Origin of the sequence: Pontibaca salina (assembly GCF_016307205.1) — a bacterium.
GTDB lineage: Bacteria > Pseudomonadota > Alphaproteobacteria > Rhodobacterales > Rhodobacteraceae > Pontibaca > Pontibaca salina.
Map to the genome: position 1 here is coordinate 391121 of NZ_JAEIJD010000001.1, position 25308 is coordinate 416428.

Sequence of the window (25308 nt, forward strand, 5' to 3'; positions counted from 1 at the left end):
TCCGGACGCCAAGGTCCAGAGACAAGCACGCTTGTGACGTCAGGATGCGCTATTCTGCGGCAACAGTGCAGTTACCTCGATTTCGATCAGGTATTTCGGGTCGATGAGTTTGCTTTCGAACATTGTCATCGCTGGTGGGTTCGCCCCAAAGGTTTCAACCAAGATCGGCCAGCAAGCTTCGAAATCTGCGCTATCGGGCAGGATATAGCTGACTCGCACCACATCGGCGAATCCGGCACCCGCCTTTTCCAGCGCAGTACCAATTACCGACAGGGCCGAGCGACACTGCTCGGTCGCGGTTTCACCCTGCCCGACAGTGCCCGAAACATGGACCCAGCCACCCGCCACTACCGCGCGGCAATAGCCGATCTTGGCTTCGAATTCACCGCCCGAGGAAATACGTTCTATCGTCATGCTTTGTTTCCTTGATCACAAAAAGGGCGGGATAATTGCCCGCCCCTTTAAAACCGTTCACGTAAGGTCAATTTACCCTGCTGACGCGGAGCCTTTTTGTTCCTCCGCGTGGATCATCAGTGGTCCAGCTTCGGAAGTCACCGCTTCTTCGTTGACCACCACCTTGGTCACGCTGTCCAGACCCGGAAGTTCGAACATCGTATCCAAAAGGATGTCTTCGAGAATTGACCGCAATCCTCGCGCGCCTGTCTTGCGCTTGATCGCCCGCTCGGCGATGGCACTGAGCGCATCGTCGGTGAAATGCAGCTCGGTCTCTTCCAGCTCGAACAAGCGCTGATACTGCTTGACCAGCGCATTTTTAGGCTGCGTCAGGATGGTGATCAGCGCATCCGCATCCAGATCTTCCAATGTCGCCAGAACCGGCAGACGGCCGACAAATTCGGGGATCAACCCAAATTTCAGCAAATCCTCCGGCTCGAGATCGCGGAAAATCTCGCCAATACCCCGATCATCATTTTCGCGCACGTCGGCACCAAAACCCATAGCGCTGCCTTTGCCGCGCTGCGCGATGATCTTGTCCAGCCCGGCGAACGCACCGCCGCAAATGAACAGGATATTGGTCGTATCCACCTGCAGGAATTCCTGCTGCGGGTGTTTACGCCCGCCCTGCGGGGGAACGCTGGCGACCGTGCCTTCCATCAGCTTGAGTAACGCCTGCTGCACCCCTTCGCCCGACACGTCACGGGTGATGCTGGGATTTTCTGACTTACGGGTGATCTTGTCGACTTCATCGATATAGACAATGCCGCGCTGTGCCCGTTCAACGTTGTATTCGCTGGCCTGCAACAGCTTGAGAATAATGTTTTCGACGTCTTCGCCAACATAACCGGCCTCGGTCAGTGTGGTGGCGTCGGCCATGGTAAAGGGCACGTCAAGAATGCGGGCCAGCGTCTGCGCCAGCAACGTCTTGCCGCAACCGGTGGGTCCGATCAGCAGGATGTTTGATTTCGCCAGTTCGATATCGCTTCCGGCCTTCTGCGAATGGTTCAACCGTTTGTAATGGTTGTGCACCGCAACCGACAGCACCCGCTTGGCCATCGCCTGTCCGATCACATAATCGTCCAGCACGTCGCAGATATCCTTGGGCGACGGTACACCATCGGTCGTTTTCAACTCGGAGGATTTGGTTTCCTCGCGGATGATGTCCATGCAAAGTTCGACGCATTCATCACAGATGAAAACGGTCGGTCCGGCAATCAGCTTGCGCACCTCGTGCTGGCTCTTGCCGCAAAAACTGCAATACAGCGTGTTCTTGCTGTCGCCGCCTGAGTTCGTTGCCATGATTAACCTTTCGGGCTTCGATTTTTCGAGGTCGCCCCGCCGGTGCGGAGCGTTTCGGCACCATGTCACTGCTAGTCTAGGCCAGCGGTGGGGGCATCACAATCGGAAATTGGCGGAGTACAAAGCACGCAGAAGCGCATCACGCGTCGGGCGCAATGTCCTCATGCTTGCCGCGGTTTTCCACGATTTCGTCGATATGGCCCCAATCCTTGGCCTCTTCCGGCGACATGAAATTGTCGCGGTCCAGTGCTTTTTCGACGGCTTTCTTGGTCTGGCCAGTATGCTTCACATAGATGTCATACAGCCGATCCCGCAGCTTTTGCGTCTCGGTGGCGTGAATCATGATATCGCTGGCCTGCCCTTGATAGCCGCCCGAGGGCTGGTGAACCATGATCCGGCTGTTGGGCAGCGAAAAGCGCATTCCTGACGCTCCGCCGGCCAGCAGCAGCGATCCCATCGAAGCGGCCTGTCCGATGCACAGTGTGCTGACCTTAGGCTTGATATACTGCATCGTGTCATAGATCGACAGGCCCGAGGTCACGACCCCACCGGGTGAGTTGATGTAAAGGCTGATTTCTTTGGTCGGATTCTCAGCCTCAAGATGCAGCAGCTGCGCGATGACCAGATGGCACATACCGTCGTGAATCGGGCCGTTAATGAAGACAATCCGCTCCTTCAGAAGGCGGGAAAAGATGTCATAGGCCCGCTCCCCCCGGCTGGTTTGTTCAACCACCATGGGGACGAGGGTATTCATGTAGGTGTCAATCGGATCGAACATGTAATTCCGCCTGCTGTTTTGGATGGATCGGGACCATACCCGACAAAGCGCTTCCAGAGTCTTAGTAGTGGCATAGCGGGGCTGCAAGGGGCTGTCTGCAGATCATTGCCGCGATTCCACAAAGCTAAGGCACTCCGAAATTGCATTATTTCTTTTTTTCGTCTCGACGCACACTGCCGCGCTGAGGCAATCGCAGCGCCCCGCCTATAGGCGCGCGATCTTGAAATATGGCCGATCAGTCCTCGGGCCCATGCGATGGGCGATGTACGTCTTCGGGATCATGATGCAGCACCGCCCAGTCCGGGTCGTCTCCGGGATCAGGCAAATCCTCGGCATTTTCATGGCGGTGGATGTGCGATTTGGCAATGAAATGCGCGGTCACCGGGGCGGCCAGAAACAGGAACAGCGTGATCAACAATTCATGCAGCGACACATGTTCATAAAAGACATAGATGCTTGCCATTGCCGCCAGCAGAAGACCCCCCACGCCCAATGTCGTGGCCTTGGTTGGCGCGTGCAGGCGCGACATCGGATCGCCGAGCTTGATCAGCCCGTAAGAGCCGGTAAAGCCGAAGATCCCGCTGACCACCAAGAAGAACGCGATGACGATTTCGACGATCAGTTCCATCATGCCCTCACTCGATGATATTGCCGCGCAGGATGAAGCGCGCATAAGCGACAGTCGACACAAAGCCCAACATGGCAATGATCATCGATGCCTCGAAATAAACCGCCGTTCCCGCCATCAACCCGTACAGCACCAGCAACGCAATCACGTTGATCACCATGGTGTCGAGCGCCAGAATCCGGTCGCCGATATCCTGAGCGCTGACCACCTTGGCGAGCGTCATCAGGAGCGCAGCGCCAAAACAGGCGAAATTGAAATAGATTGCATAGGTCAAAATCATTCGAATATCTCCAGCAAACGGCGCTCGTAACGTTGCTTGATCTCATCCCGGACAGCATCCGGGTCGGCGGCGTCAAGACAATGCACCAGCAGGCTGTGACCTTTGCTGGACACATCGGCGGTCAGCGTGCCGGGCGTCATGGTGATCGTGCCCGCCAGAACGGTGATCGCTGACGGGTTGCGCAATTCCAGCGGCACCGTCACCCAATTGGGCTGCATGTCCTGATTGCGGCGAAACAGGACCAACCGCGCCACGACGACATTGGCGACGATGATGTCCCACAGGACCACCAGCACGTATTCCACGATCATCAGCGGATTGCGCAGGCGAGTCCGATTGGGCCAGTAGGGGCTGGTGACGAATGGAATAAGGACCCCCAGCATCAGCCCAAACAGCAGCGAGTTCAGCGAAAAGCGATTGACCAGCAGCAGCCAGACTAACGTCAAGAAAACCGTCAGAACCGGATGGGGAAACAACCGATGGACAACTTTCATGGTGCAGTCCTCCTCAACACGGCGTCGATATAGTCAGTGGGCGCGTAAAGCTGGTCAACGGTTGCCGTCGCATAAGCCATCATCGGGCCGGACAGGACGGTCAGCACCACGATCAGGCCCAGCAGTGCAAAGGCCGCGCTGAACGCCATCGGCGATGGCGCGCGCATGGCACGTTCGGCCCGCGCAAGCTCGATCGGGTCCGGGAGTTCGTCTTCATCGGCCGGCGGGGTGACGATGCCGGGGTCATGACATTTCCAGAACAGGATACTGCCAGAACGGGCGAAGCCGACGATCCCGATCAGCGACGTGGCCAGAATTACCGTCCAGATCGCGACCGTGCTTGGCGCTCCGCGCACCGCGTCCAGCACCAGAAGTTTGCCCAGGAACCCCGACAGCGGCGGCATCCCGACCAGCGCGATGGCGCCGACAAAGAACAGGGCCGCAATCCATCCCCCCTGTGGCATCGGACGATGCACGGCAATCTCGTCGCCGCGCCGGGCAATCACCATATCCGCAATCAGGAACATCAGCGCGGTGGCAAAGGTCGAGTGCGCGATATAATATAGCGCAGCTGCGCTTGACTCCGGCGTAAACAGCGAAATTGCGACCAACAGCGTGCCCATCGAGGCAATCACCGCAAAGGCGGTCAGCCGGCTCAGCTGACGCGAGCCAAGGATACCGACCATCCCGATTGCCAAGGTTACCAACGCCGCCGGCAACAACCAGCTCTGCAAGCCGGCACTGGCCGCTTGATCGGGGCCAAAAACCAACGTGAACATGCGCAGGATGGAATAAGCCCCCACCTTGGTCATGATCGCGAACAATGCGGCCACCGGGCCGGGAGCATTCGCATAGCTGGCTGGCAGCCAGAAATGGAACGGCAACACCGCTGCCTTGACTGCGAAGACCACCAGAAGCAGCGCCGCCCCGACCCGGATCAGCGCGGTATCCTCAAGCGGCAGCGCCGCCACCCGCTCGGCCATATCGGCCATATTCAGCGTCCCGGTCACCGCATAAAGCGTGCCAAGCGCGAACAGGAACAAGGTCGAACCAAGCAGGTTATAGACCACATATTGAATGCCGGCGCGCAGCCGCGTGGACCCGCCGCCGTGGATCATCAACCCATAAGAGGCGATCAGCAGCACCTCGAAGAACACGAAGAGGTTAAAGGCGTCACCGGTCAGGAACGCGCCCAGAATGCCCATCAACTGAAACTGGAACAGGGCATGGAAATGTCGCCCGCGGCTGTCCCATCCGGTGCCCACTGCATAGACCAGAACCGCAAGTGCCAGCACCGAGGTCAGCATGACCATCATTGCCGACAAACGGTCCAGCACGAGCACGATCCCGAAAGGCGCCGGCCAGTCGCCCAGCTCGTACACCAGCACATCACCGGTTGCCGCATGGTTCAGCAACCCGCCCGCGATAATGACAAGCGCCGCCGTGGCAATGATTGAAAAGATACGTTGCAGATCAAGATGGTGACGGATCACCATGATCATGAATGCGGCCATAACCGCCGGAAGGACAACCGGCAAAACGATCCAATGCGTCATTTTGCGCTCCCTTCGGCTTCGTCATCCATGTCGATGCGGTCAGTGCGGGCCGACAGATAGGCGCTGAGCGCGATCATCACGACCACCGCCGTCATCCCGAACGAGATCACGATGGCTGTCAGTACCAGCGCCTGCGGCAGCGGGTCGGTATAGCCTTGCGCCGAGTCGCTCAGGACCGGCGGCATGTTCATGACCACTCGACCAGAGGCAAACAGGAAAATATTGACCGCATAGGTCAGCAGCGACACCCCGATAATGACCGGGAAGGTGCGCTGACGCAGCACCAGATAGATGCCGCAAGCTGTCAGAATGCCCACGGCCGAAGCCAGCAGTAATTCCATGTCAGGCCTCCTTGCCCCGTGTTTCGCCCACCTCGCGGGCGGGGTTTATGTCCATCGGATACTCACTGACCGTGTTGGGCTGCCACGCATAACGCGACAGGCTTTCCAGCGCCAGAAGCACGGCCCCCACCACCGCAAGGAACACGCCCAGATCAAACAGGGCTGCTGTGGCCAGTTCGAAAGGCTCAAGCCCCGACAGATGCACATAGCCGAACGCGCTGGTCAGGAATGGCATCTGATTGAACCACGCCCCGACCCCGGTCAGCGCCGCGATCAATACGCCCGAGCCGATGATTGCATGATAAGGGAGCCGCTGCCGCTCGGCCGCCCAGCCAAATCCGCTGGCCATATATTGCATGATGATGGCAATAGCGGCGATCAGCCCGGCGATGAATCCGCCGCCCGGATCGTTGTGACCGCGGAAAAAGATATAGGCGGCCACGATCAACGCCAGCGGCATCATCACCCGGGTGATCACCACCATGATCATGGGATGCGCATCACCAGCCAGCGGGCGGTTGGGCACCCGGTTCAGCAGACGCGCCCGCACGCTGGAACCAAGAATCGATTCCGTGATCGCATAGATGACGATCGCTGCAATCCCCAGAACGATGATTTCACCAAATGTGTCAAAGCCCCGGAAATCGACCAGGATGACATTGACCACATTGGTTCCGCCGCCGCCGGTCTTGGCATTGGCCAGATGATACTCCGAGATCGACGGCTGCGCGAACCCGCGCGTCATGATGGCATAGATCAACCCACCCATGCCCAGCCCGGAGCCCACCGATATGGTGATGTCACGCGCCCGGCGGCCAAAGCTGCTTTCGCGCGGGCTTTCCTGTGGCATAAAATTCAGTGCCAGCAGCATCAGGATGATCGTCACCACTTCGACCGAGATCTGCGTCAACGCCAGATCGGGGGCCGAGAGATAGTTGAACGTCATTGCCACCATCAGCCCCGAGACCCCGATCAGAACCAGCATCAGCAGCCGGTTGTGATGAAACACCGCGACACTCAGGGCTGACGCGACCAACGCGACCCAGCCGACATAGGCGATCGGCCCGGGCTCCAGCGCCGGGCGGGTTTGCGGCCCGACGACGCCGGTTGTCCACGCCCAAACGGCCAATGCAAGAATAGAGACCGTGAAAATCGCGCCGTAGCGGCTGAGCGCACCATCGTGCAGGAGGTCGGTGAGCCAGCGGCTAAAACGCTCTATTGCGGCGATACCGGCATCGTAGATGGCCTTGGCCTCGGGCCGGCGCGCCGCCAGCCACAGACGGTTGACCGGTGCATAGAGCGCCAGCAGGATAACCCCACCGCCCAGCGCGATGATCGACATGAACAGGGCCGGACTGACCCCATGCCACAACTTCAACTCATAGGGAGGCAGCGCCTGCCCGGTCACAGCTCCCGCCGCGACCGCAACCAGATCACCGGCAATTGCCATCGGAAACAGACCGATCGCCACAACCAAAACGACCAGAATGGCGGGCGAGACCCACATGCCGAAATTCGGGTCGTGTGGCTTGATCGGATAATCGCGCCGCACCGGCCCAAGAAACACATGCGCGATGTAGCGGAAGGAATAGGCCGCCGAGAACAGTGCCCCAAAGGTCACCACCGCCATCAGCAGCCAGGGCGAGGTAATCCAATGGGTATGCGCAACCTCTTCCAGCATCATTTCCTTGCTTAGAAACCCGTTCAGGGGCGGTACACCCGCCATCGATAGCGCCGCCAGCGTTGCCAATACGAATGTCACCGGCATCAGGCGGCGCAGGCCACCCAAACTGCGAATGTCGCGGGTATGCACCGAATGGTCGATGATCCCGGCAGTCATGAACAAAGCGGCCTTGAAGGTCGCATGGTTGATGATGTGAAACACGGCCACCACTGCCGCCAGCGGCGTGCCAATGCCCAGCAGCATGGTGATCAGCCCCAAATGGCTGACCGTCGAAAAGGCCAATAGCGCCTTTAGGTCATCCTTGAACAAGGCAATCACCGCGCCCAGCACCATGGTCACAAGTCCGGTAGAGGCAACAATGTAAAACCATGCATCGGTCCCGGCCAAGACCGGCCACATCCGGGCCATCAGGAACAACCCCGCCTTCACCATCGTGGCACTGTGCAGATAGGCCGACACCGGCGTCGGTGCGGCCATCGCGTGGGGCAACCAGAAGTGGAACGGGAACTGGGCCGATTTGGTGAAGCAGCCCAGCAAGATCAAAATTAATGCGGTCAGATAAAGCGGGCTGTCCTGAATCGCGGCCTTTTGCGTCAGGATTACGCTCAGGTCATAGCTGCCCGCGATATTGCCCAATATCAGCATGCCCCCGATCATCGCCAGCCCGCCACCGGCGGTGACCGCAAGCGCCATGCGCGCCCCCTGCCGCCCTTCGGGCAAGTGACGCCAATAGCCGATCAAAAGGAAAGACGAGAGCGAGGTCAGCTCCCAGAACACCAGCAGAAGCAGAATATTATCGGACAGGACGATGCCCACCATCGCGCCCTGGAACAGCAGTAGATAGGCATAAAACTGCCCCATCGGATCCTGCCGCGACAGATAGAACCGCGCATAGATGATGATCAGCAGCCCGATCCCCAAGATCAGACTAGCAAACAATAGCCCCAGCCCGTCGAGATAGAAATTCGCGTTCAGCCCTAGGCTCGGTAGCCAGTCAATGCGGGCAGAAACCGGTCGTCCGGCCAACACATCCGGGACATGAACCAACAACCCGATCAGCGCGAGCAAGGTGACCGAGCCCGTCGCCGAGGCCGAGGCATTACGCCCGGCTCGGATTAAGATCGCTGGGAGCATTGCTCCCAGAAATGGCAGCGCAGCAATCAGGAACAGGGACAATGCGGCATCTCCTGAGTCTCCTCCTCGGACCGAAGTGCTGCCTTGGGTACGGAATTTTTGAAGTTAGTCCAGCCCTAGAACGCAAGGTTTCGCCGGTTTTCCACAGAAAATCGACAGTTTCAGCCTCTTGCTTTCCGTTTTGGTATACCAAATGCCATGCGGCCGCCTGAAATCTGGGAAAATCTGCAGACTGTGATTCGCTCTGCGTTCTAAAAGGTTCTGGAGGCCACCGAAGTCGGATCTTCGGCTGCGAATAGAAACGCGATCAATGGCGCAACGCGTCCCCGAGCGCGGCCATGTCGCCGCCGCATCATTTCACCGCTGCATCGGCAATTTGGCCGAACTTGTCATCCAGCGCCGCAGCCAGATCGGCAAGCGGCTGGCCGCCTTCGTCCAGATAGGGGCCCAAAACATGGCTGGGTGACTTATAGGACAGGGTGGCAGTTTCATCCGGGTTTTCGGTGATATAGATCCGTATCGGAGCTTCGATCATGGCAGCGGTGGAGAGATTCAAAATCTTCACCGCGAAATCATTATTGAAGACACCGATAACTCGGTTGCCGGGGATCGTGATGCCGCGACCTGCTGCCGCCTGCGTCGGACCGGCCTCGGTCACCACACCCATCTGGTTGGCATGGGTGGCCCCTTTCACCGCCTCCACCAGTTCGGAATAGGTTTTCTCGGTGGGCCGCACGACCCAGCCCTCTCGCTCTTCTATCGCATCGGCCATGGCGAAACCTGTTGGAATCAGCAGGCCCAGTACAAGACCAAGTCGTGTGATTTTCATCTTCTTTCCTTTCCTTGATCAAATTGACGGATGAGAAAACCTGACATATTTGCGCCGGCTAGACAGTCACGTTTGCGTCATACGTGTATCGTTTGCGCCGGCATCGAAAGCGGATAGAACTGTAACCATGCATCGCGCGCCCTTGCCTTTCACCCATGATGTCGTGTTGATCGGCGGCGGACATACCCATGCGCTGGTGCTGCGCCGTTGGGGAATGCGCCCCCTGCCCGGTGCGCGGCTGACGTTGATCAACCCCGGCCCGACTGCCGCCTATTCCGGGATGCTGCCGGGACATGTCGCCGGCCATTATGACCGCGATATACTCGAGATCGACCTGATCCGACTGGCCCGATTTGCCGATGCGCGGCTCATTCTGGGCGCGGCGGATCACATCGATCTTGCCCAGCGCGTGGTCCTGATAAAGGGACACCCGCCTGTCAGCTTTGATCGGTGTTCGGTGGATGTGGGGATTACCTCTGACATGCCCGACCTGCCGGGTTTTGCCGACCACGGGGTGCCAGCCAAACCGCTTGGCCCATTCGCCGCAAGCTGGAGCGCCTTTGTCGCGCAGGGCGGCGGCGATGCGGTTGTGATCGGCGCGGGTGTTGCGGGCGCGGAATTGGCCGTGGCGATGGCCTACCGGCTGCAATCCGAGCAGCAACACGGTAAGGTTAGCCTGATCGACAACGCGACTGCCCTTTCGGAAGCGACCGCAGGGGCACGTCACCAGATGTTGTCGCAGATGCGAAAGCTGAACATCGACCTGATCGAAAATGCCGCAATCGCACAGGTAGCCTCCGACCATATCGAACTGGCCGATGGTCGCCGCATCCCGTCGCGTTTCACCACCGGTACAGCGAGCGCATTCGCCTTTCCATGGATCGCACAAAGCGGGCTGGACCTGCATGAGGGATTCATCTGCGTGGATGACCGGCTGCGAAGCTCGGACCCTGCCGTGTTCGCGGTCGGTGATTGCGCCCATATGCGCGCGACGCCCCGTCCCAAGGCTGGCGTCTATGCGGTGCGTCAGGCACCGGTTTTATATCACAATATCGTCGCCAGCCTGACTGACCGCAGATTGCGCCGCTATCGCCCGCAAGCGGACTATCTCAAACTGATGTCGATGGGCCGCAAAGCCGCTGTGGCGCAGCGCTTTGGCTTAACCCTGAGCGGCCCGTTGATGTGGCGCTGGAAGGATCGCATCGACCGGAAATTCATCGAGAAATTCCGCAACCTGCCCCAGATGCCTGCTTCGGAGCTTCCGGCGTTGCACACGATTGGCCTGCGCGAAACCTTGGGCGACCAGCCTCTATGCGGCGGCTGTGGGGCCAAGGTCGGGCGCGCCGCGCTGCGGGATGCCTTGGCACCACATGCGGGGACGCTGCGCGAAGACATAACCCCTCTGCCCGGCGATGATGCGGCGTTGCTGCATGTTGGCGGCGCAAGGATGGTATTAACCTCGGACCATCTGCGCGCATTTTCCAACGATCCGGTGGTGATGACCCGCATTGCCGCGATCCACGCCTTGGGGGATATCTGGGCAATGGGTGGCACACCGCAGGCGGCGACTGCCACCATCATCCTGCCGCGCCTGTCGCCCGATCTACAACGGCGCACCCTGTCCGAGATCACCGCGACCGCCCATCAGACCTTGCGCGCAGCCGGAGCCGAAATCGTCGGTGGCCACACAACCATGGGCGATGAACTGACCATCGGCTTCACCATCACCGGCCTGTGCGACCGCGATCCGATCACATTGGCCGGGGCGCAGGCTGGCGACGCGCTGATTCTGACGAAACCGCTCGGCACCGGTGTCCTGATGGCTGCCGAAATGGCGGGTCAATCCAAGGGACGCTGGATTGCGGCAGCGCTGGCGCACATGACCCGGCCCCAGGCTGACGCCGCGCAAGTACTGGCTGATGCACATGCTATGACGGATGTGACCGGTTTCGGGCTGGCCGGTCACCTGCTGGGCATCTGCGAAGCCTCCGGTCTGGCCGCGCATCTGCAACTGGATGCAATCCCATTGCTGGCAGGTGCGCCAGAATTAGCGGGTGCCGGCATCCGCTCGACCCTGTTCCCGCAGAACCGCGCATTGACCCCTGATCTGCCCGAAGGCGGCCGGGCAGACCTGCTGTTCGATCCACAAACCGCTGGCGGATTGCTGGCGGCCGTTGCACCCAATCAGGCCGACATATTGGTCGCGGCGCTGCGCGATCTGGGCCATGACGCTGCACGGGTCGGGTTTCTTACCGATGGACCGCCTCGGATCACGCTTGACCCGGATTGACCTGCGTTAGCAAGCCCTCGATCTGGGCCGCAGCGGTTTCCAGCCCTGCTGCATCCAGATGATCCGCCTCGATCCGGGCCAAGAATTGCGCGCCCTTGTGGCAGGACTTCGCATACGACGGATCGTAATGCTGCTCCATCAAGGCGCGGGTCAAAGCGCGGCGCTCACCGGCGTCGATCAGCGTGAACCATTCATCCACCACCGCGTGTCCGCGATAGGGGCGCAGCCGATCCAGCTTGGCCTTGAGGCGCGGCGCATCTGACAGGATGTCATCATATTCCTGCACCAGAAACGCCGCGCGGGCCTTGATCGGCGCCGAAATCTGGATACGGGGCGCAGATTTCATCGCATTCCACAGGCTGGGCGGAATGAACCGCGCGCCGATCCTGTTCGATTCCGCCTCAATCAGAACCGGCCTTGCAGGGTCAAGCGCCGACAGTGCCAGCGCCAGTTTCGTCTCCAAACCCTTCTGACTGGGCTGACCGCCCTCATAGGCCCCCAAAAGCGAGCCACGATGATTGGCGAGCCCTTCCAGGTCGATCATCTGCACCCCCCGCGCCTCAAGAAGGTGCAACAGCGTTGTCTTGGCAGTGCCGGTATAGCCATCCAGCGCAATGAATCGATGCGGTAACACCGTATCGTAAAGATATGCCTTCACCAAACGGCGATAGGTGCGGTAACCGCCGCTGAGCAGCCCAGCGCGCCAGCCGATCTGTTCCAGCATCCACGCAAACGCGCCCGAGCGCTGCCCGCCGCGCCAACAATAAACCAATGGACGCCAGCCACCGTCATAGCCATGCAGCGTGGTTTCGATATGGTCGGCCGCGTTGCGAAATACCAGCGCGCCACCGATTTTGCGCGCCAGAAACGGGCTTTGTTGTTTATAGATTGTGCCGACACGGGCGCGTTCTTCATTGCTCAAAACCGGCAGATTGATCGCGCCGGGCAAATGGTCTTCTGCGTATTCGGCGGAGCTGCGCACATCAATCACAGCATCGAAACCATGATGCAAAAGTGCCGCGAGCGTAGGAAACTCCTGTTTCATACGCTTTCGTTTAACGCGCGACGGTCTTCGCGTCCATCATATGAATTAGTGCAAATGGCTTGGGCTGTTGCCCAAGCGCGGCGGCGCGTCAGCCAAGCGACAGACGCGCGCAATCAGTTGAACTGCTCGGAAATCAAGCGTTCTTCCAGCCCGTGACCTGGGTCAAACAACATACAATGGCTGACCGTCGGCTCCGAGCGGACTTCGACCCACTCGACATCATCTACCTGAAACGAATCCGCATCGGCGACCACTGGGCGTTTATTGGCTTCCAGAACATCAAACCGCACATGCGCGGTTTTGGGCAGCAATGCCCCTCGCCAGCGGCGCGGACGGAATGCGGCAATTGCGGTCAGGGCGAGAACATCCGAACCGATCGGCAGAATCGGCCCATGCGCCGAATAGTTATAAGCCGTCGACCCCGCCGGTGTCGCAAGCAACGCCCCGTCACAGGATAATTCTGCCAGCCGCAACCGACCATCGACCGTTATTCGCAGCTTGGCGGCTTGCGGCCCAGCACGCAAAATCGAAACCTCGTTTATCGCCAGCGCCCTATGCACCTTGCCGGAGCGGTCACTGGCGCGCATCGACAGCGGGTTAATCTCGGTTTTCTCGGCAGCGTGCAACCGCTCCATCAGATCGCTCTCGCTGTACTCGTTCATCAGGAACCCGATCGTGCCACGGTTCATCCCGTAGACCGGTGCCGGCAGCTCCTGGGTGGCATGAAGCGTACGCAACATGAAACCATCTCCGCCCAGCGCAACAATCACATCGGCCTGCTCCGGCGCGGTGTCGCCATAGCGCCCGATAAGCGTTGCTCGCGCCGTTTGTGCCACCGGCGCCTCGCTGGAAAGAAAGGCAATCTTCAGAGTCATATCAAAGCTTTCCGGTGCTGGAACTCGGACCCCCTAACAACCACACTTGCCGTGGCGATGCCAGCCCGCCGACCGACCGCGGCTATCCTTGCTCTCCACGGCTATCGCTGTCGGGGTATTAAGGTTGATAAACCCGACAATCGCATACCCGTCAATGGGTCCTCGGATGCGACAAGCTCCGCCCTATCCGGGAAATCAATCAGTGCAAGCCAGAGCATGCGGCCTCCCGTCTGTCGCTTTACAAGCACTTCGCCGAAGGGACGGCCCGAAACAGCCACCGGTCCTTGCTTGACCCGGACAAACCTTGCATCATTTTCGACATAGACAGACACATCAAGGGGGCACCGCATGACCGATGCAACGACCGATCTGGAATCGCTTCTGGACGACCCCGATCTACTGGCAACCAGCGCCTATATCGACGGCCAATGGGTCGACGGTGACAATGGCAGATTTGACGTCACCAACCCCGCCCGCGGCGATGTGATCGCGCAGGTTGCCGACCTCAGCCGGGCGCAGGTCGCCAATGCCATCGCCCAGGCCGAAACAGCGCAAAAAGAATGGGCCCGCTGGACCGGCAAGGAGCGCGCCGCCGTGCTGCGTAAATGGTTCGATCTGATGATGCTGCATCAGGAAGATCTTGCCACCATCCTGACCGCAGAACAGGGCAAACCCCTGTCCGAGGCGAAGGGTGAAATCGCCTACGGCGCGGCATTTATTGAATTTTTTGGCGAAGAGGCCAAGCGCATCTATGGCGAAACCATCCCCGGTCACCAGCGCGACAAGCGGATTACCGTGATCAAGCAGCCGGTCGGCGTCGCCGCCTCGATCACACCGTGGAACTTCCCGAACGCCATGATTACCCGCAAGGCCGCCCCGGCCCTGGCCGCCGGCTGCGCCTTTGTCGCCCGCCCGGCGGGGGAGACTCCGCTATCGGCGCTGGCAATGGGGGTTTTGGCGGATCGCGCGGGCATTCCGGCGGGCGTTTTCAATGTGGTAACCTCTTCCAGCGCCAGCGCGATCGGCAAAGAATTCTGTGAAAATCCGCTGGTGCGCAAACTGACCTTCACGGGCAGCACCACCGTCGGACGTATCCTGCTGGAACAGGCCGCCGGTCAGGTCAAGAAATGCTCGATGGAGCTGGGCGGTAACGCGCCGTTCATCGTGTTTGACGACGCCGATCTGGACAAAGCCGTCGAGGGCGCGATCCTGTGTAAGTTCCGCAATAACGGCCAGACCTGCGTCTGCGCCAACCGGATCTATGTGCAGGATGGTGTCTATGATGCTTTCGCTGAAAAGCTGACGGCGCGCGTCAAGGAACTGAAGATTGGCGACGGGCTGAAATCGGGCATGGATCTTGGCCCCCTGATCAATACCGATGCGGTCGAAAAGGTGCGTGAACATATCGCCGATGCCAAATCCAAGGGCGGCGCGGTCATTCTGGGCGGCGAAGTGCACGACATGCCCGGCAATTTCATTACCCCCACCATCATCACCGGCGCGACCAAAGATATGGCATTTGCCACCGAGGAAACCTTCGGCCCCCTCGCCCCGCTATTCCGCTTCACCGACGAAGACGAGGTGATCGCGCTTGCCAATGACACGATCTTCGGCCTCGCCTCTTATTTCTACGCCAAAGATCTCAGCCGCGTCTACAAGGTCGCCGAGGCACTGGAATACGGCATCGTCGGGGTTAACACGGGCATTATCAGCACCGAAGTCGCCCCTTTTGGCGGCATCAAGCAATCGGGTCTGGGTCGCGAAGGCAGCCATCACGGCATCGAGGAGTTCTTAGAAATGAAATATATCTGCATGGCAGTCTGAACGCCCCGCCCTGCTTCTTTCTGGTCGGAAATACCTCGGGGGCATGGGGGCAGCGCCCCCATATATAAAAGCCCGGTCGATGCCGGGCTTTCTTGGACCTTGTCAGGAAAAAACCGCTTAATTGACGGGCTTGCCCTCAATCGCCTTGGCGGCACCGTTAGTAATCTCAATCCGCCGCGGCTTCAGCGCTTCGGGCACCTCGCGCTTGAGATCGATATGCAGCATCCCGTTCACATGGCTGGCACCGGTGACCTCAATATGATCGGCCAGTTGGAAGCGGCGCTCGAACGCGCGGGTGGCGATGCCGCGGTGCAAATAGGTGCGATCACCATCCTCTTCGGCCTTGCGCGCCGAGACAATGAGATTGCCCTCCTTCACCTCGACAAACAGGTCGCTTTCATCGAAGCCGGCGACCGCGATCGAGATGCGGTAGTCATCATCGGCGGTCTTCTCGATGTTGTAAGGCGGATAGCCGGGCTGGCTGACCTCGCTGGTCATGACCCGATCCAGCATGTCGGCAATCTGGTCAAAGCCGACGGTTGCACGATGCAGCGGGGTGAAATCAAATGTACGCATTTTCGTTATCCTCATACTGAGCGATTTACGACTCTTGCCCTCCGATCACCGGACGGGCGGTTCATTGCGAACCCCATTCAGGCGGTTCGCACGACTTATTTGGTCAGCCCAGTATGGATTTCAAGCCCCATTGGGGAGATTTGAGGACCATCGAAAAATCGGCCGCCCAAGCTCAGTTTCGATGATAAGGCCCCCCCGCCAAAATCGTTGCGGCACGGTAAAGCTGTTCAGCCAGCATCACCCGCACCAGCATATGCGGCCAGACCATCGCACCCAATGAAAGGCTGAAATCGGCTTCTTTCCGCAGGGCCGGATCGATGCCGTCAGCCCCGCCAATGATCAACGCCACATCTGCGCGGCCCTGATCGCGCCACTTGGCCAATTGCTGCGCGAAACCGGGTGAATCAAGCCGCTTGCCGCGCTCGTCCAGAATACAGGTCGGTGCCCCCGGCGGCAGCGCACGTCGGATCAAAGCGGTCTCAGCCGCTATGCCCCCACCTTTTCGATCCTCGACCTCAATCACCTGTGCCGGGCCAAGGCCAAGTGGGCGGCCGGTGCGCTGATAGCGAGCGAGATAGTCGTCAATCAACTCTTTGTGCGGCCCGGCGCGCAACCGCCCGACCGCGCAGATAGAGACGCGCATCACCGCGGCGCACCGCGTGAGCCGTTATGGAAGGGCGGCTTCAGTTGTTCTTGCCGTCGCCTTCGGCGGGCAACCACATCTTTTCCAACTGATAGAACTCGCGCACTTCCGGGCGGAAGATATGAACGATGACATCGCCGGTATCGATCAACACCCAATCGCCCGTATCCTTGCCCTCGATTCGCGCGACACGTCCGAAATCACGTTTCAGCCGCTCGACCAGTTTGTCAGCCATAGCTGAAACTTGCCGCGTCGAGCGCCCCGAGGCGATCACCATGAAGTCACCGATTGCCGTCTTTCCGCGCAGGTCAATCTGCACGATATCTTCGGCCTTATCGTCGGCAAGAGATGTCAGGATATGATCCAGCAGCACTTCGCTACTTGGCTGGGGCTGATCCACAACGGAACCTGCCCGATGGACAGCGGTCACAGCCGCTTCTGTCTGGGATGTCAGGATAGTTTCCTCCTTTATGTGCGCCCACAAACCCCGACGCTGGGGATACCGTAAAAATAGCAACTGCGCCGACCATTTTCAATTGCCCCGCTTGCGGTGCGCTTATTTGCCCAAAATACCGCTTATCCAGCGTCGGTGGGCTCGCCCCCGAAGCCGCTATCTGCTGCGACGTCCAATGTCGATCCCTCCAACATTAGCACCTCGCGCTGCGGAAACGGAATGCTGATTCCGTGGTCCTTGAACGCGTCCCACAGCGCCAGATAAACATCTCCGCGAACATTGGTCAGCCCTGCGCTCGGATCTGTGATCCAGAAGCGCAGGACGTAATCCACCGAACTGTCACCGAAGCCGACAATATGACAGACCGGCGGGCGCACGCTCAGCACCCGTTTGGCGCTGGTCGCAGCCGCAATGGCGATTTCGCGCACCTGATGTGGATCATCTGCGTAGGCAGTGCCAAAATTGATATCGAGGCGCACATATTCGTTCGAATGGGTCCAGTTGACCACCTGTCCGGTGATCAGATCCTCGTTCGGGATCAAGTACTCTTTGCCATCGCGCGTGGTGATTGACACATACCGCCCGCCCAAGGCGTTGATCCAGCCGAAAGTCTCGCCGATGCTAATGACATCGCCCGGCTTGATCGACTTATCGAGCAGGATGATCACCCCGCTGACAAGGTTCGAGACCACTTTTTGCAGCCCGAACCCCAGCCCGACGCCGATTGCCCCCGACAGAAACGCCAACCCGGTCAGGTCAAGCCCAACCACCCGCAGCCCGATCAGGAAAGCCGCCCCGTAAAGTGTGATCTGCATGATCTTGACCAGCAGCACACGCATTGTCGGCGAGATATCCTCGTTGTCGCGAATCCGCCCCGAGACCGCAACCGAGAACAGCCGCACCGCCGTGAACAAAAGCGCCATGACGATCACGGCCTTCACAATCGCCAGAAGACTCAGCCGAAACTTGCCCATTTCGATTGCGACACTGTCCAAAAAAGTGCCGGCATCGTCTGCAACGCCAAGATAATAAAGCGTGACATAAATCCACAAGCCCCAGGTCACAACTTGCCGCAGGAACCGATTGCGCACCAGCCGCACAGCAACGCTGACCAGCAGCCAGGCGGTCGCAATCGTGGCGGCCAACGTCAGAATGAATCGCCTTGAAGGAAACGGCGTGAGCTCGGCCATGATCCCGGTCGCTGTCCATGTGAGGATCACGAAAAACAGCAACCCCAGCCGACGATCCAGATGCAGCAAAGCGCGCAACTGCCATTTTGGCCACGCGTCACGCGCGCGCATCCAGTCGCGAAATCGGGGCGAGAATATGCGTTTCAACCCCCAAGCGGCCAGAATGCAGCCCGCCAGTATTGCAAACTGATAAAGTCGCGATGGCAGGATCAGGTTGCCTGCATCCAGAAGTGCCTCGGCCCAAAGCGCCTGTACCCACTCTGAAATTGCGATCAATTGATCTTCCATCAGCCGAATTTAGCGCTATCAGCCTGTTCGCACAATCGCCTTGCCCTTGCACGATGTGACACTGCGCTATATTGCCGGTATCATGATCCGCGTTTTCGACATTGATGACCGTAAACGCCTGCCATGGCGCTTTTTTGGTGCGACCCTGACGGTCACGGCCTGCCGATAGTGCGCCGCGCCGCGATCCCGCGCGCAGTTTTCACATTCCACACCAGTACGGGAGAGGACCGATGTCCCCCAAGACGCTCTACGACAAGATCTGGGATGCCCACGTCACGCACGAAGCCGATGACGGCACCACCTTGCTTTATATCGATCGCCACCTTGTCCACGAGGTGACCAGCCCGCAAGCCTTCGAGGGTCTGCGCATGGCCAACCGCAAGGTACATGCGCCCGACAAGACCATCGCCGTGCCCGACCACAACGTGCCAACGACCGAAGGTCGCGACATCTTTATAGAAAACGAGGAAAGCCGCATTCAGGTCGAGGCGCTGGACACCAATGCGCGCGAATTCGGGCTGCATTACTACCCCGTGTCGGACATTCGGCAGGGCATCGTGCATATCGTCGGCCCCGAACAGGGCTGGACTCTGCCCGGTATGACTGTCGTATGCGGCGACAGCCATACCGCCACCCACGGCGCATTCGGCGCGCTGGCACATGGCATCGGCACCTCGGAAGTTGAACATGTTCTGGCAACGCAGACGTTGATTCAGAAAAAATCAAAAAACATGAAGGTCGAGATCACCGGTAAACTTGCGCCGGGTGTCACCGCCAAAGACATCACCTTGGCCGTGATCGGCAAAATCGGTACCGCCGGCGGCACAGGCCATGTCATCGAATATTGCGGCGAGGCGATCCGATCAATGTCGATGGAAGGGCGGATGACCGTCTGCAATATGGCGATCGAGGGCGGCGCGCGCGCCGGGTTGATCGCGCCCGATGAGACCACCTATGAATACGTAAAGGGCCGCCCGCATGCCCCCAAGGGCGCACAATGGGAAGCCGCGCTGGCCTGGTGGAAGACGCTGACGTCCGACGAGGACGCGCATTGGGACAAAGTTGTGACCATCCGCGGCGAAGACATTGCCCCCGTTGTTACCTGGGGCACCTCGCCCGAGGATGTTCTGCCAATCACCGCTGCAATTCCAGCCCCCGAAGATTTCACCGGCGGCAAGATAGACGCTGTACGGCGCAGCTTGGAATACATGGATCTGAAGCCCGGCACCCCGCTGAGCGAAATTGCCATCGACACTGTTTTCATCGGCTCCTGCACCAATGGCCGGATCGAGGATTTACGCGCTGCTGCCGCAATTCTGAAGGGGCGCAAAATCAAGGAAGGCATCCGCGCGATGGTTGTGCCCGGCTCCGGTCTGGTGCGCGCACAGGCCGAGGAAGAGGGTCTGGCCGAGATCTTCACAGAGGCCGGCTTTGAGTGGCGCCTGCCCGGCTGTTCGATGTGTTTGGCGATGAACCCCGACCAGTTGGCACCGGGTGAGCGCTGCGCGGCGACCTCCAACCGTAACTTCGAGGGCCGTCAGGGCCGGGGTGGACGCACCCACCTGCTCAGCCCCGCGATGGCGGCGGCTGCGGCGGTCACCGGACACCTCACGGATGTGCGGGATCTAATTTAAACAGGCTCGGAAAGGGATGAGGACATGAAAGATTGGGTGAAATGGCTTTTGCTGGGCCTTGTGTCAGTGGTGTTCAGTGTCTTCGTGCTAGGCAACGCTGCGTTTGCATCACTGGCGGTGACCACGCTGACCGGCGCGCTATTCGTGTTGAGCGGCGGCTTTCAGATCGTGGGCGGCTTCGCCGCGGAAAGCACGGGCAGCAAAGTGTTCAGTATCCTGCTGGGCGCGCTGATGGTGCTTTTGGGGCTGTCATTCCTGTTCAACCCGCTTGAAGGCGTGATTTCACTGGCGCTTTTGGTGCTGATCCTGCTGGCCGCCAGCGGCGTCATCAGAATCGTGTTCTCATGGCGGATGCGCAGCACGGCATTCTTCTGGCCGATGCTGATCTCGGGGGCGCTTTCGGTTCTTCTGGCGGCATATATTCTAGCGAATTTCGCATCGGTCGGCCCGCAGCTTCTGGGCATCCTGCTGGGCGTGGAGCTTTTGCTAAATGGCGCGGGGCTAATCGTGCTGTCGTTTTTTATCCGCACTCTGGGCCGGATATTGCATAAATAGTCGCCGGCGCACGCGGATTTTCTGGAGATATAGACATGGAAAAATTCACCACTCTCACCGGGATTGCGGCCCCGATGCCGATGATCAACATCGACACCGACATGATCATCCCCAAGCAATTCCTGAAGACGATCAAACGCACCGGGCTGGGCGTCAATCTATTTGACGAGATGCGCTATGACGACGATGGCAACGAGATCCCCGATTTCGTGCTCAACAAACCGCAGTACCGCAATGCCGAGATTCTGATCGCGGGCGAGAATTTCGGCTGCGGGTCGTCGCGCGAACACGCGCCTTGGGCGATCAAGGATTTTGGCATTCGTTGCGTCATCGCGCCCAGCTTTGCGGACATCTTTCACAACAACTGTTTCAAAAACGGCATCCTGCCCATCGCCCTGCCGCAAGAGCAGGTGGACGTGCTGATGAATGACGCCGAAAAGGGCGAAAACGCCCGCATCACGGTCGATCTTGAGGCCCAGACCATCACCACATCCGACGGCGACTCCTTCCCGTTTGAAGTGGACGCATTCAAGAAGCACTGCTTGCTGGAAGGGCTTGATGACATCGCGCTGACCCTTGAGAAACAGGCGTCGATTCAAAGCTACGAATCCCGCAATGCGGTGGAGCGTCCCTGGGTCTAAAGCCTGCATCCGGCTAATCGCATGTTCGCCCTGCTCCGTGCCATGTTGCTGATCGCGCTGCTGCCGGTTCCGCTCGGCGCACAAACCATTCGCGTCGCCAGCTTCAACGCGGCTCTGGGGCGCGACGGGCCGGGGCTGCTGCTGCGCGATATAACAAACGGCAAGGACGATCAGATTGCCGCCGTGGTTGGGGTGATTGCCCACACCGCGCCTGACATTCTGGCGCTGCAAAGCATCGACTGGGACCACGACGGGGCCGCGCTGGCCGCGCTGGCCGCCGTGCTCAGGGATGCCGGGGTCGACTATCCCCATCGCTTCACCGCCCAGCCCAATAGCGGGCTGGCCAGCGATCTGGACCTTGACGGCGACGGGCGGCTTGGCGGCCCCGGCGATGCTCAGGGTTATGGCAATTTCACCGGGCAGAAGGGCATGGCGGTGCTGTCGCGCTATCCGATCCGCACCGGTGAAATCCGTGACCTTTCGCCCCTGTTATGGCGCGATTTGCCCGGCGCGCTGCTGCCCCTCCATGCCGATGGCAGCCCCTTCCCCTCGGCGGCAGCGCAGGCGGTGCAAAGGCTGTCCTATACGGCGCATTGGGTGGTTCCCATCGCCCTGCCCGGCCCGCGCGATCTGACTTTGTTGACGTTCTACGCCAGCCCGCCGGTCTTTGATGGCCCCGAAAAACGAAACCAGCGCCGCAACCACGATGAAATCCTGCTGTGGCAGGCGCTGCTGGACGGCGCGCTGGGGCCGGTGCCGGAAAACGTGGTCCTGGCGGGCGGTGCGAACCTCGACCCCTTCGACAGCGACGGGCAGCGCGACGCCATTCGCCGCTTGCTCGCCGATCCGCGCCTGAAAGACCCCGCGCCTGCCAGCATAGGGGCGGCACTGGCCGCAGATCAGGGCCATCGCGGACCGAATGCGCTGGACACGGTGGACTGGCCCAAAGTCGGGCGACTGCGGGTGGATTATGTCCTGCCCAGCAGCGATTGGCGGGTGAGGGATGCCGGGGTGTTCTGGCCCGCACCTGGCGAACCCGGCCATGACATTGCGCTCGCTGCCAGTCGCCACCGTCTGGTCTGGGTTGATCTGGCACTGGATATTGACCGCCCCGCGCCACCGCGCTAGGCCAACGCAAACAATCCCCAAGGAGAGCCCCGCATGTCCAACCCTTCGCTTCTCATCCTGCCCGGTGACGGCATCGGCCCCGAAGTCATGGTCCAAGTACGCCGCATCATCGACTGGTATGGCGACAAGCGCAGCCTTGCTTTTGACGTGTCCGAAGATCTGGTCGGCGGCGCGGCCTATGACAAGCACGGCACGCCACTACACGACGACACCATGGCCCGCGCGCAAGCGGTTGATGCGGTGCTGCTCGGTTCGGTCGGTGGGCCGCAATACGACGATGTCGATTTCGCACTCAAGCCCGAGCGCGGTCTGCTGCGCCTGCGCAAGGAGATGGACCTCTTCGCCAACCTGCGCCCGGCCCAATGTTTCGATGCGCTGGCGGATTTCTCGTCCCTGAAACGTGACGTGGTTGCCGGTCTCGACATCATGATCGTACGCGAACTGACCAGCGGCATCTATTTCGGTGAACCGCGCGGCATCTTTGAGGAAGACGGCCAGCGCGTCGGGATCAACACCCAGCGCTATACCGAAAACGAAATCGACCGTGTCGCCCGTTCTGCGTTCGAACTGGCCCGCAAACGCGGCAACAAGGTCTGCTCGATGGAGAAGGCCAACGTGATGGAAAGCGGTATTCTGTGGCGCGAAGTCGTACAAAGGGTGCACGATACGGATTATCCCGATGTCGAATTGACCCACATGTATGCCGACGCCGGCGCGATGCAGCTTTGCCGCAACCCCAAGCAGTTCGACGTGATCGTGACCGATAACCTGTTCGGTGACCTGCTGTCGGATGCCGCAGCGATGCTGACCGGAAGCCTGGGCATGCTGCCCTCGGCCAGCCTCGGCGCCCCGATGGCGAATGGCCGCCCCAAGGCGTTGTACGAACCGGTGCACGGCTCGGCTCCCGACATCGCTGGTCAGGGCAAGGCGAACCCGATCGCCTGTATCCTCAGCTTTGCCATGGCACTGCGCTATTCCTTCGATCAAGGTGACGAAGCCGCACGTCTTGAAGCCGCAGTCGAGAAGGTGCTGGCCGACGGTCTGCGCACCGCCGATCTTCTGGGCGAAGAGAACGTCACGCCGGTCTCGACTTCTCAGATGGGCGACGCCATTCTGGCAGCGCTGGATAGCAGCCTATAAACCGCCACCGGTGGACTCATGCGGTGGCTCTTTTCGCGCCACCGCAAACCGGGCAATCCGGGCGCGGTGCGATAGTGAACTTGCGGGTCTCACCATAGAGCCCGTCAAAGATCAGCATCTGCCCGCGCAAAACTGTTCCGGCGCCGCTGATCAGTTTCATCGCCTCCAGCGCCATCATCGTGCCGATCACGCCAGGTAACGGCGCGATCACCCCGGCCTCAGCACAAGAGGGGGCCAGACCGGCGGCCGGCGCTTCCGGAAAGATGCACTGATAACAAGGGCCGGAACAGGCGGGATCGAATACGCTCAACTGGCCTTCCCATTGCGACAGAGCGCCCGAGATCAACGGCTTTCCCAGCGCAACAGCGGTGCGGTTGACCAGATAGCGGGTGGCCGAATTGTCGGTTCCATCAAGGATCAAATCATAATCGTCGAACAGGTCGGCGGCGATGTCCTCGCTCAAACGGCGGTGATAGGGGCGCACCGTCACGGCGGGGTTCTGCGCCAGCATCGCGGCCTCGGCCGAAAACACCTTCGGCATGCCGATATCCGCGTCGCGATGAATCACCTGCCGTTGCAGATTGGCGTTCTCGACCGCGTCATCGTCAATCACACCGATAGTGCCAACCCCCCCGGCTGCCAGATACAGCATCGCCGGTGCGCCCAACCCGCCAGCGCCCACCACCAGAACCCGGGCCTGTTTCAGCCGCTTCTGGCCCGGCCCGCCGATCTCGCGCAGCACGATATGACGGGCATAGCGGTCCAGTTCGGTCGCACTGAAACTGGCCGGGGTTTGAGGGCGCTGCTCAGCCGCAGGAGCCGCCACTCGTGCCCGTTTGTGCAGCGCCCGCAGGCCCAGCGCATAGACAAAGCTCAGCGCCGCAAATCCCCCCAGCAACGCCCATGGCACCGGTGAGCCACCGGTCGCTTCGCGCAGGGGATGCCCAACCGGCAGGACAAGCTGAAGCAGCAGGACCACGGCCAGCAGCCCCGCAATCAACTGGCCGCGCTGCCGTCGCGCCACACCCATGACCGCGCCCAATCCCCAGAGCGCCCCCGCCATCAGAAAGACAAGCGCCATCAGCTCGCCCCCGTCGATCCAAATCCGCCTGCGCCCCGCCGCGTGTCATCAAGCTGGTCCACCGACTCGAACCGTGCCTGAACAACCGGTGCCACCACCATCTGCGCAATGCGCATCCCATGCGTCACGACGAACTCCGCTTGCCCCGCATTCATCAGGATCACCCCCAGCGGACCTCGATAATCGCTGTCAATGGTCCCCGGCGCATTGACCAGCGCCACCCCATGTTTCAACGCCAACCCCGACCGGGGCCGGATTTGCACTTCATAGCCTAGCGGTATCGCGATGCGCAAACCGGTCGGCACCAGCGCGCGTGCGCCCGGTTGCAGTGTCACCCGCCCCCGGTCAGGCAGGTTCGCCCGTAAATCCGCGCCCGCGGCCCCAGCCGTTTCATATGCCGGCAAGGCAATGCTGCGGTCGGCCTCAGCGTCATAGGTCACGCGGATTGCTACCATGCGCCGACCC

General features: G+C 60.1%; 25 protein-coding genes. 7 read left to right on the top strand and 18 right to left on the bottom strand.

The window, feature by feature from the left end:
* Positions 1-39: 39 nt before the first annotated feature.
* The 10 genes from JAO82_RS02005 to JAO82_RS02050 form a co-directional block, all read right to left on the bottom strand.
* Entirely contained in the window at positions 40-414 is a 375-nt protein-coding gene (locus JAO82_RS02005) for a RidA family protein (protein WP_198684654.1), read from the bottom strand.
* Positions 415-486: 72 nt separating this feature from the next.
* Complete coding sequence (gene clpX, locus JAO82_RS02010) at positions 487-1755, bottom strand: ATP-dependent Clp protease ATP-binding subunit ClpX (RefSeq protein ID WP_198684655.1); 1269 nt, start codon at positions 1753-1755, stop codon at positions 487-489.
* A gap of 139 nt (positions 1756-1894) precedes the next feature.
* On the bottom strand, positions 1895-2533 hold the full coding sequence (locus tag JAO82_RS02015) for an ATP-dependent Clp protease proteolytic subunit (RefSeq protein WP_198684656.1): 639 nt from the start codon (positions 2531-2533) through the stop codon (positions 1895-1897).
* 235 nt (positions 2534-2768) lie between these two features.
* Positions 2769-3161: a Na+/H+ antiporter subunit G gene (locus JAO82_RS02020; RefSeq protein ID WP_198684805.1), complete on the bottom strand. Its 393-nt coding sequence runs from the start codon at positions 3159-3161 to the stop codon at positions 2769-2771.
* A 7-nt stretch (positions 3162-3168) separates the two neighbouring features.
* The gene (locus JAO82_RS02025) at positions 3169-3441 is read right to left on the bottom strand and encodes a K+/H+ antiporter subunit F (protein ID WP_232897171.1); all 273 of its coding nucleotides are present in this window, start codon (positions 3439-3441) and stop codon (positions 3169-3171) included.
* Complete coding sequence (locus JAO82_RS02030) at positions 3438-3935, bottom strand: Na+/H+ antiporter subunit E (protein WP_198684657.1); 498 nt, start codon at positions 3933-3935, stop codon at positions 3438-3440. The genes JAO82_RS02025 and JAO82_RS02030 overlap by 4 nt, the downstream gene beginning before the upstream one ends.
* A complete protein-coding gene (locus tag JAO82_RS02035) occupies positions 3932-5491 on the bottom strand; it encodes a monovalent cation/H+ antiporter subunit D (RefSeq protein WP_198684658.1) in 1560 nt (519 codons plus the stop codon). Before JAO82_RS02035 ends, JAO82_RS02030 begins: the two co-directional genes overlap by 4 nt.
* The gene (locus JAO82_RS02040; protein ID WP_198684659.1) at positions 5488-5832 is read right to left on the bottom strand and encodes a Na+/H+ antiporter subunit C; all 345 of its coding nucleotides are present in this window, start codon (positions 5830-5832) and stop codon (positions 5488-5490) included. Before JAO82_RS02040 ends, JAO82_RS02035 begins: the two co-directional genes overlap by 4 nt.
* A 1-nt stretch (position 5833) precedes the next feature.
* Positions 5834-8692, bottom strand: a complete 2859-nt coding sequence (locus JAO82_RS02045; protein ID WP_198684660.1) for a monovalent cation/H+ antiporter subunit A — start codon at positions 8690-8692, stop codon at positions 5834-5836.
* A gap of 310 nt (positions 8693-9002) precedes the next feature.
* Positions 9003-9479, bottom strand: coding sequence for a DUF302 domain-containing protein (locus JAO82_RS02050; RefSeq protein ID WP_198684661.1), 477 nt, complete (start codon positions 9477-9479; stop codon positions 9003-9005).
* A gap of 127 nt (positions 9480-9606) precedes the next feature.
* On the opposite strand from JAO82_RS02050, the gene selD reads away from it, so the two are divergent.
* Positions 9607-11769, top strand: coding sequence for a selenide, water dikinase SelD (gene selD, locus JAO82_RS02055; RefSeq protein ID WP_198684662.1), 2163 nt, complete (start codon positions 9607-9609; stop codon positions 11767-11769).
* Here selD and mnmH read toward each other — a convergent pair.
* Together mnmH and JAO82_RS02065 are read right to left on the bottom strand one after the other, a co-directional pair.
* On the bottom strand, positions 11750-12814 hold the full coding sequence (gene mnmH, locus JAO82_RS02060) for a tRNA 2-selenouridine(34) synthase MnmH (protein ID WP_198684663.1): 1065 nt from the start codon (positions 12812-12814) through the stop codon (positions 11750-11752). The genes selD and mnmH overlap by 20 nt on opposite strands.
* A gap of 113 nt (positions 12815-12927) precedes the next feature.
* Positions 12928-13689 carry an NAD kinase gene (locus JAO82_RS02065; RefSeq protein ID WP_198684664.1) on the bottom strand — a complete coding sequence of 254 codons (762 nt, stop codon included), beginning with the start codon at positions 13687-13689 and terminating at the stop codon, positions 12928-12930.
* A 348-nt stretch (positions 13690-14037) separates the two neighbouring features.
* Between JAO82_RS02065 and JAO82_RS02070 the strand changes: the two genes are divergently transcribed.
* Positions 14038-15513 carry an NAD-dependent succinate-semialdehyde dehydrogenase gene (locus JAO82_RS02070; RefSeq protein ID WP_198684665.1) on the top strand — a complete coding sequence of 492 codons (1476 nt, stop codon included), beginning with the start codon at positions 14038-14040 and terminating at the stop codon, positions 15511-15513.
* Between the two features lie 117 nt (positions 15514-15630).
* On the opposite strand, the gene JAO82_RS02075 is transcribed toward JAO82_RS02070, so the two are convergent.
* From JAO82_RS02075 to JAO82_RS02090, 4 genes are all read right to left on the bottom strand, one after another.
* On the bottom strand, positions 15631-16089 hold the full coding sequence (locus JAO82_RS02075) for an Hsp20 family protein (protein ID WP_198684666.1): 459 nt from the start codon (positions 16087-16089) through the stop codon (positions 15631-15633).
* 172 nt (positions 16090-16261) lie between these two features.
* The gene (gene rlmH, locus JAO82_RS02080; RefSeq protein WP_198684807.1) at positions 16262-16732 is read right to left on the bottom strand and encodes a 23S rRNA (pseudouridine(1915)-N(3))-methyltransferase RlmH; all 471 of its coding nucleotides are present in this window, start codon (positions 16730-16732) and stop codon (positions 16262-16264) included.
* 40 nt (positions 16733-16772) lie between these two features.
* Positions 16773-17132 (bottom strand): ribosome silencing factor, encoded by a 360-nt coding sequence (rsfS, locus tag JAO82_RS02085; RefSeq protein WP_332872460.1) that lies wholly within the window; start codon positions 17130-17132, stop codon positions 16773-16775.
* A gap of 176 nt (positions 17133-17308) precedes the next feature.
* Positions 17309-18664 carry a mechanosensitive ion channel family protein gene (locus tag JAO82_RS02090; RefSeq protein WP_198684667.1) on the bottom strand — a complete coding sequence of 452 codons (1356 nt, stop codon included), beginning with the start codon at positions 18662-18664 and terminating at the stop codon, positions 17309-17311.
* Positions 18665-18894: 230 nt separating this feature from the next.
* Here JAO82_RS02090 and leuC point away from each other — a divergent pair, with 230 nt between their 5' ends.
* Genes leuC through leuB form a run of 5 tightly spaced genes read left to right on the top strand, consistent with a single transcriptional unit; the run spans position 18895 to position 23762 of the window.
* On the top strand, positions 18895-20298 hold the full coding sequence (gene leuC, locus JAO82_RS02095) for a 3-isopropylmalate dehydratase large subunit (RefSeq protein WP_198684668.1): 1404 nt from the start codon (positions 18895-18897) through the stop codon (positions 20296-20298).
* Positions 20299-20322: 24 nt separating this feature from the next.
* Positions 20323-20853 carry an HdeD family acid-resistance protein gene (locus tag JAO82_RS02100; protein ID WP_198684669.1) on the top strand — a complete coding sequence of 177 codons (531 nt, stop codon included), beginning with the start codon at positions 20323-20325 and terminating at the stop codon, positions 20851-20853.
* Between the two features lie 35 nt (positions 20854-20888).
* Positions 20889-21494, top strand: coding sequence for a 3-isopropylmalate dehydratase small subunit (gene leuD / locus JAO82_RS02105; RefSeq protein ID WP_198684670.1), 606 nt, complete (start codon positions 20889-20891; stop codon positions 21492-21494).
* Positions 21495-21515: 21 nt separating this feature from the next.
* A complete protein-coding gene (locus JAO82_RS02110) occupies positions 21516-22622 on the top strand; it encodes an endonuclease/exonuclease/phosphatase family protein (protein WP_198684671.1) in 1107 nt (368 codons plus the stop codon).
* A 33-nt stretch (positions 22623-22655) separates the two neighbouring features.
* On the top strand, positions 22656-23762 hold the full coding sequence (gene leuB / locus JAO82_RS02115) for a 3-isopropylmalate dehydrogenase (RefSeq protein ID WP_198684672.1): 1107 nt from the start codon (positions 22656-22658) through the stop codon (positions 23760-23762).
* Between the two features lie 16 nt (positions 23763-23778).
* Here the strand turns inward: leuB and JAO82_RS02120 are convergent, their stop codons facing one another.
* Positions 23779-24843, bottom strand: a complete 1065-nt coding sequence (locus tag JAO82_RS02120; protein WP_198684673.1) for a HesA/MoeB/ThiF family protein — start codon at positions 24841-24843, stop codon at positions 23779-23781.
* Positions 24843-25298, bottom strand: a complete 456-nt coding sequence (gene dut / locus JAO82_RS02125; protein WP_198684674.1) for a dUTP diphosphatase — start codon at positions 25296-25298, stop codon at positions 24843-24845. The genes JAO82_RS02120 and dut overlap by 1 nt, the downstream gene beginning before the upstream one ends.
* Positions 25299-25308 lie beyond the last annotated feature (10 nt).

Bases quoted from the DNA above. Each gene is read 5' to 3' on its own strand.
- JAO82_RS02005 (WP_198684654.1), bottom strand. From the start codon at position 414: ATGACGATAGAACGTATTTCCTCGGGCGGTGAATTCGAAGCCAAGATC.
- clpX (WP_198684655.1), bottom strand. From the start codon at position 1,755: ATGGCAACGAACTCAGGCGGCGACAGCAAGAACACGCTGTATTGCAGT.
- JAO82_RS02015 (WP_198684656.1), bottom strand. From the start codon at position 2,533: ATGTTCGATCCGATTGACACCTACATGAATACCCTCGTCCCCATGGTG.
- JAO82_RS02020 (WP_198684805.1), bottom strand. From the start codon at position 3,161: ATGGAACTGATCGTCGAAATCGTCATCGCGTTCTTCTTGGTGGTCAGC.
- JAO82_RS02025 (WP_232897171.1), bottom strand. From the start codon at position 3,441: ATGATTTTGACCTATGCAATCTATTTCAATTTCGCCTGTTTTGGCGCT.
- JAO82_RS02030 (WP_198684657.1), bottom strand. From the start codon at position 3,935: ATGAAAGTTGTCCATCGGTTGTTTCCCCATCCGGTTCTGACGGTTTTC.
- JAO82_RS02035 (WP_198684658.1), bottom strand. From the start codon at position 5,491: ATGACGCATTGGATCGTTTTGCCGGTTGTCCTTCCGGCGGTTATGGCC.
- JAO82_RS02040 (WP_198684659.1), bottom strand. From the start codon at position 5,832: ATGGAATTACTGCTGGCTTCGGCCGTGGGCATTCTGACAGCTTGCGGC.
- JAO82_RS02050 (WP_198684661.1), bottom strand. From the start codon at position 9,479: ATGAAAATCACACGACTTGGTCTTGTACTGGGCCTGCTGATTCCAACA.
- selD (WP_198684662.1), top strand. From the start codon at position 9,607: ATGCATCGCGCGCCCTTGCCTTTCACCCATGATGTCGTGTTGATCGGC.
- mnmH (WP_198684663.1), bottom strand. From the start codon at position 12,814: ATGAAACAGGAGTTTCCTACGCTCGCGGCACTTTTGCATCATGGTTTC.
- JAO82_RS02065 (WP_198684664.1), bottom strand. From the start codon at position 13,689: ATGACTCTGAAGATTGCCTTTCTTTCCAGCGAGGCGCCGGTGGCACAA.
- JAO82_RS02070 (WP_198684665.1), top strand. From the start codon at position 14,038: ATGACCGATGCAACGACCGATCTGGAATCGCTTCTGGACGACCCCGAT.
- JAO82_RS02075 (WP_198684666.1), bottom strand. From the start codon at position 16,089: ATGCGTACATTTGATTTCACCCCGCTGCATCGTGCAACCGTCGGCTTT.
- rlmH (WP_198684807.1), bottom strand. From the start codon at position 16,732: ATGCGCGTCTCTATCTGCGCGGTCGGGCGGTTGCGCGCCGGGCCGCAC.
- JAO82_RS02090 (WP_198684667.1), bottom strand. From the start codon at position 18,664: ATGGAAGATCAATTGATCGCAATTTCAGAGTGGGTACAGGCGCTTTGG.
- leuC (WP_198684668.1), top strand. From the start codon at position 18,895: ATGTCCCCCAAGACGCTCTACGACAAGATCTGGGATGCCCACGTCACG.
- JAO82_RS02100 (WP_198684669.1), top strand. From the start codon at position 20,323: ATGAAAGATTGGGTGAAATGGCTTTTGCTGGGCCTTGTGTCAGTGGTG.
- leuD (WP_198684670.1), top strand. From the start codon at position 20,889: ATGGAAAAATTCACCACTCTCACCGGGATTGCGGCCCCGATGCCGATG.
- JAO82_RS02110 (WP_198684671.1), top strand. From the start codon at position 21,516: ATGTTCGCCCTGCTCCGTGCCATGTTGCTGATCGCGCTGCTGCCGGTT.
- leuB (WP_198684672.1), top strand. From the start codon at position 22,656: ATGTCCAACCCTTCGCTTCTCATCCTGCCCGGTGACGGCATCGGCCCC.
- JAO82_RS02120 (WP_198684673.1), bottom strand. From the start codon at position 24,843: ATGGCGCTTGTCTTTCTGATGGCGGGGGCGCTCTGGGGATTGGGCGCG.
- dut (WP_198684674.1), bottom strand. From the start codon at position 25,298: ATGGTAGCAATCCGCGTGACCTATGACGCTGAGGCCGACCGCAGCATT.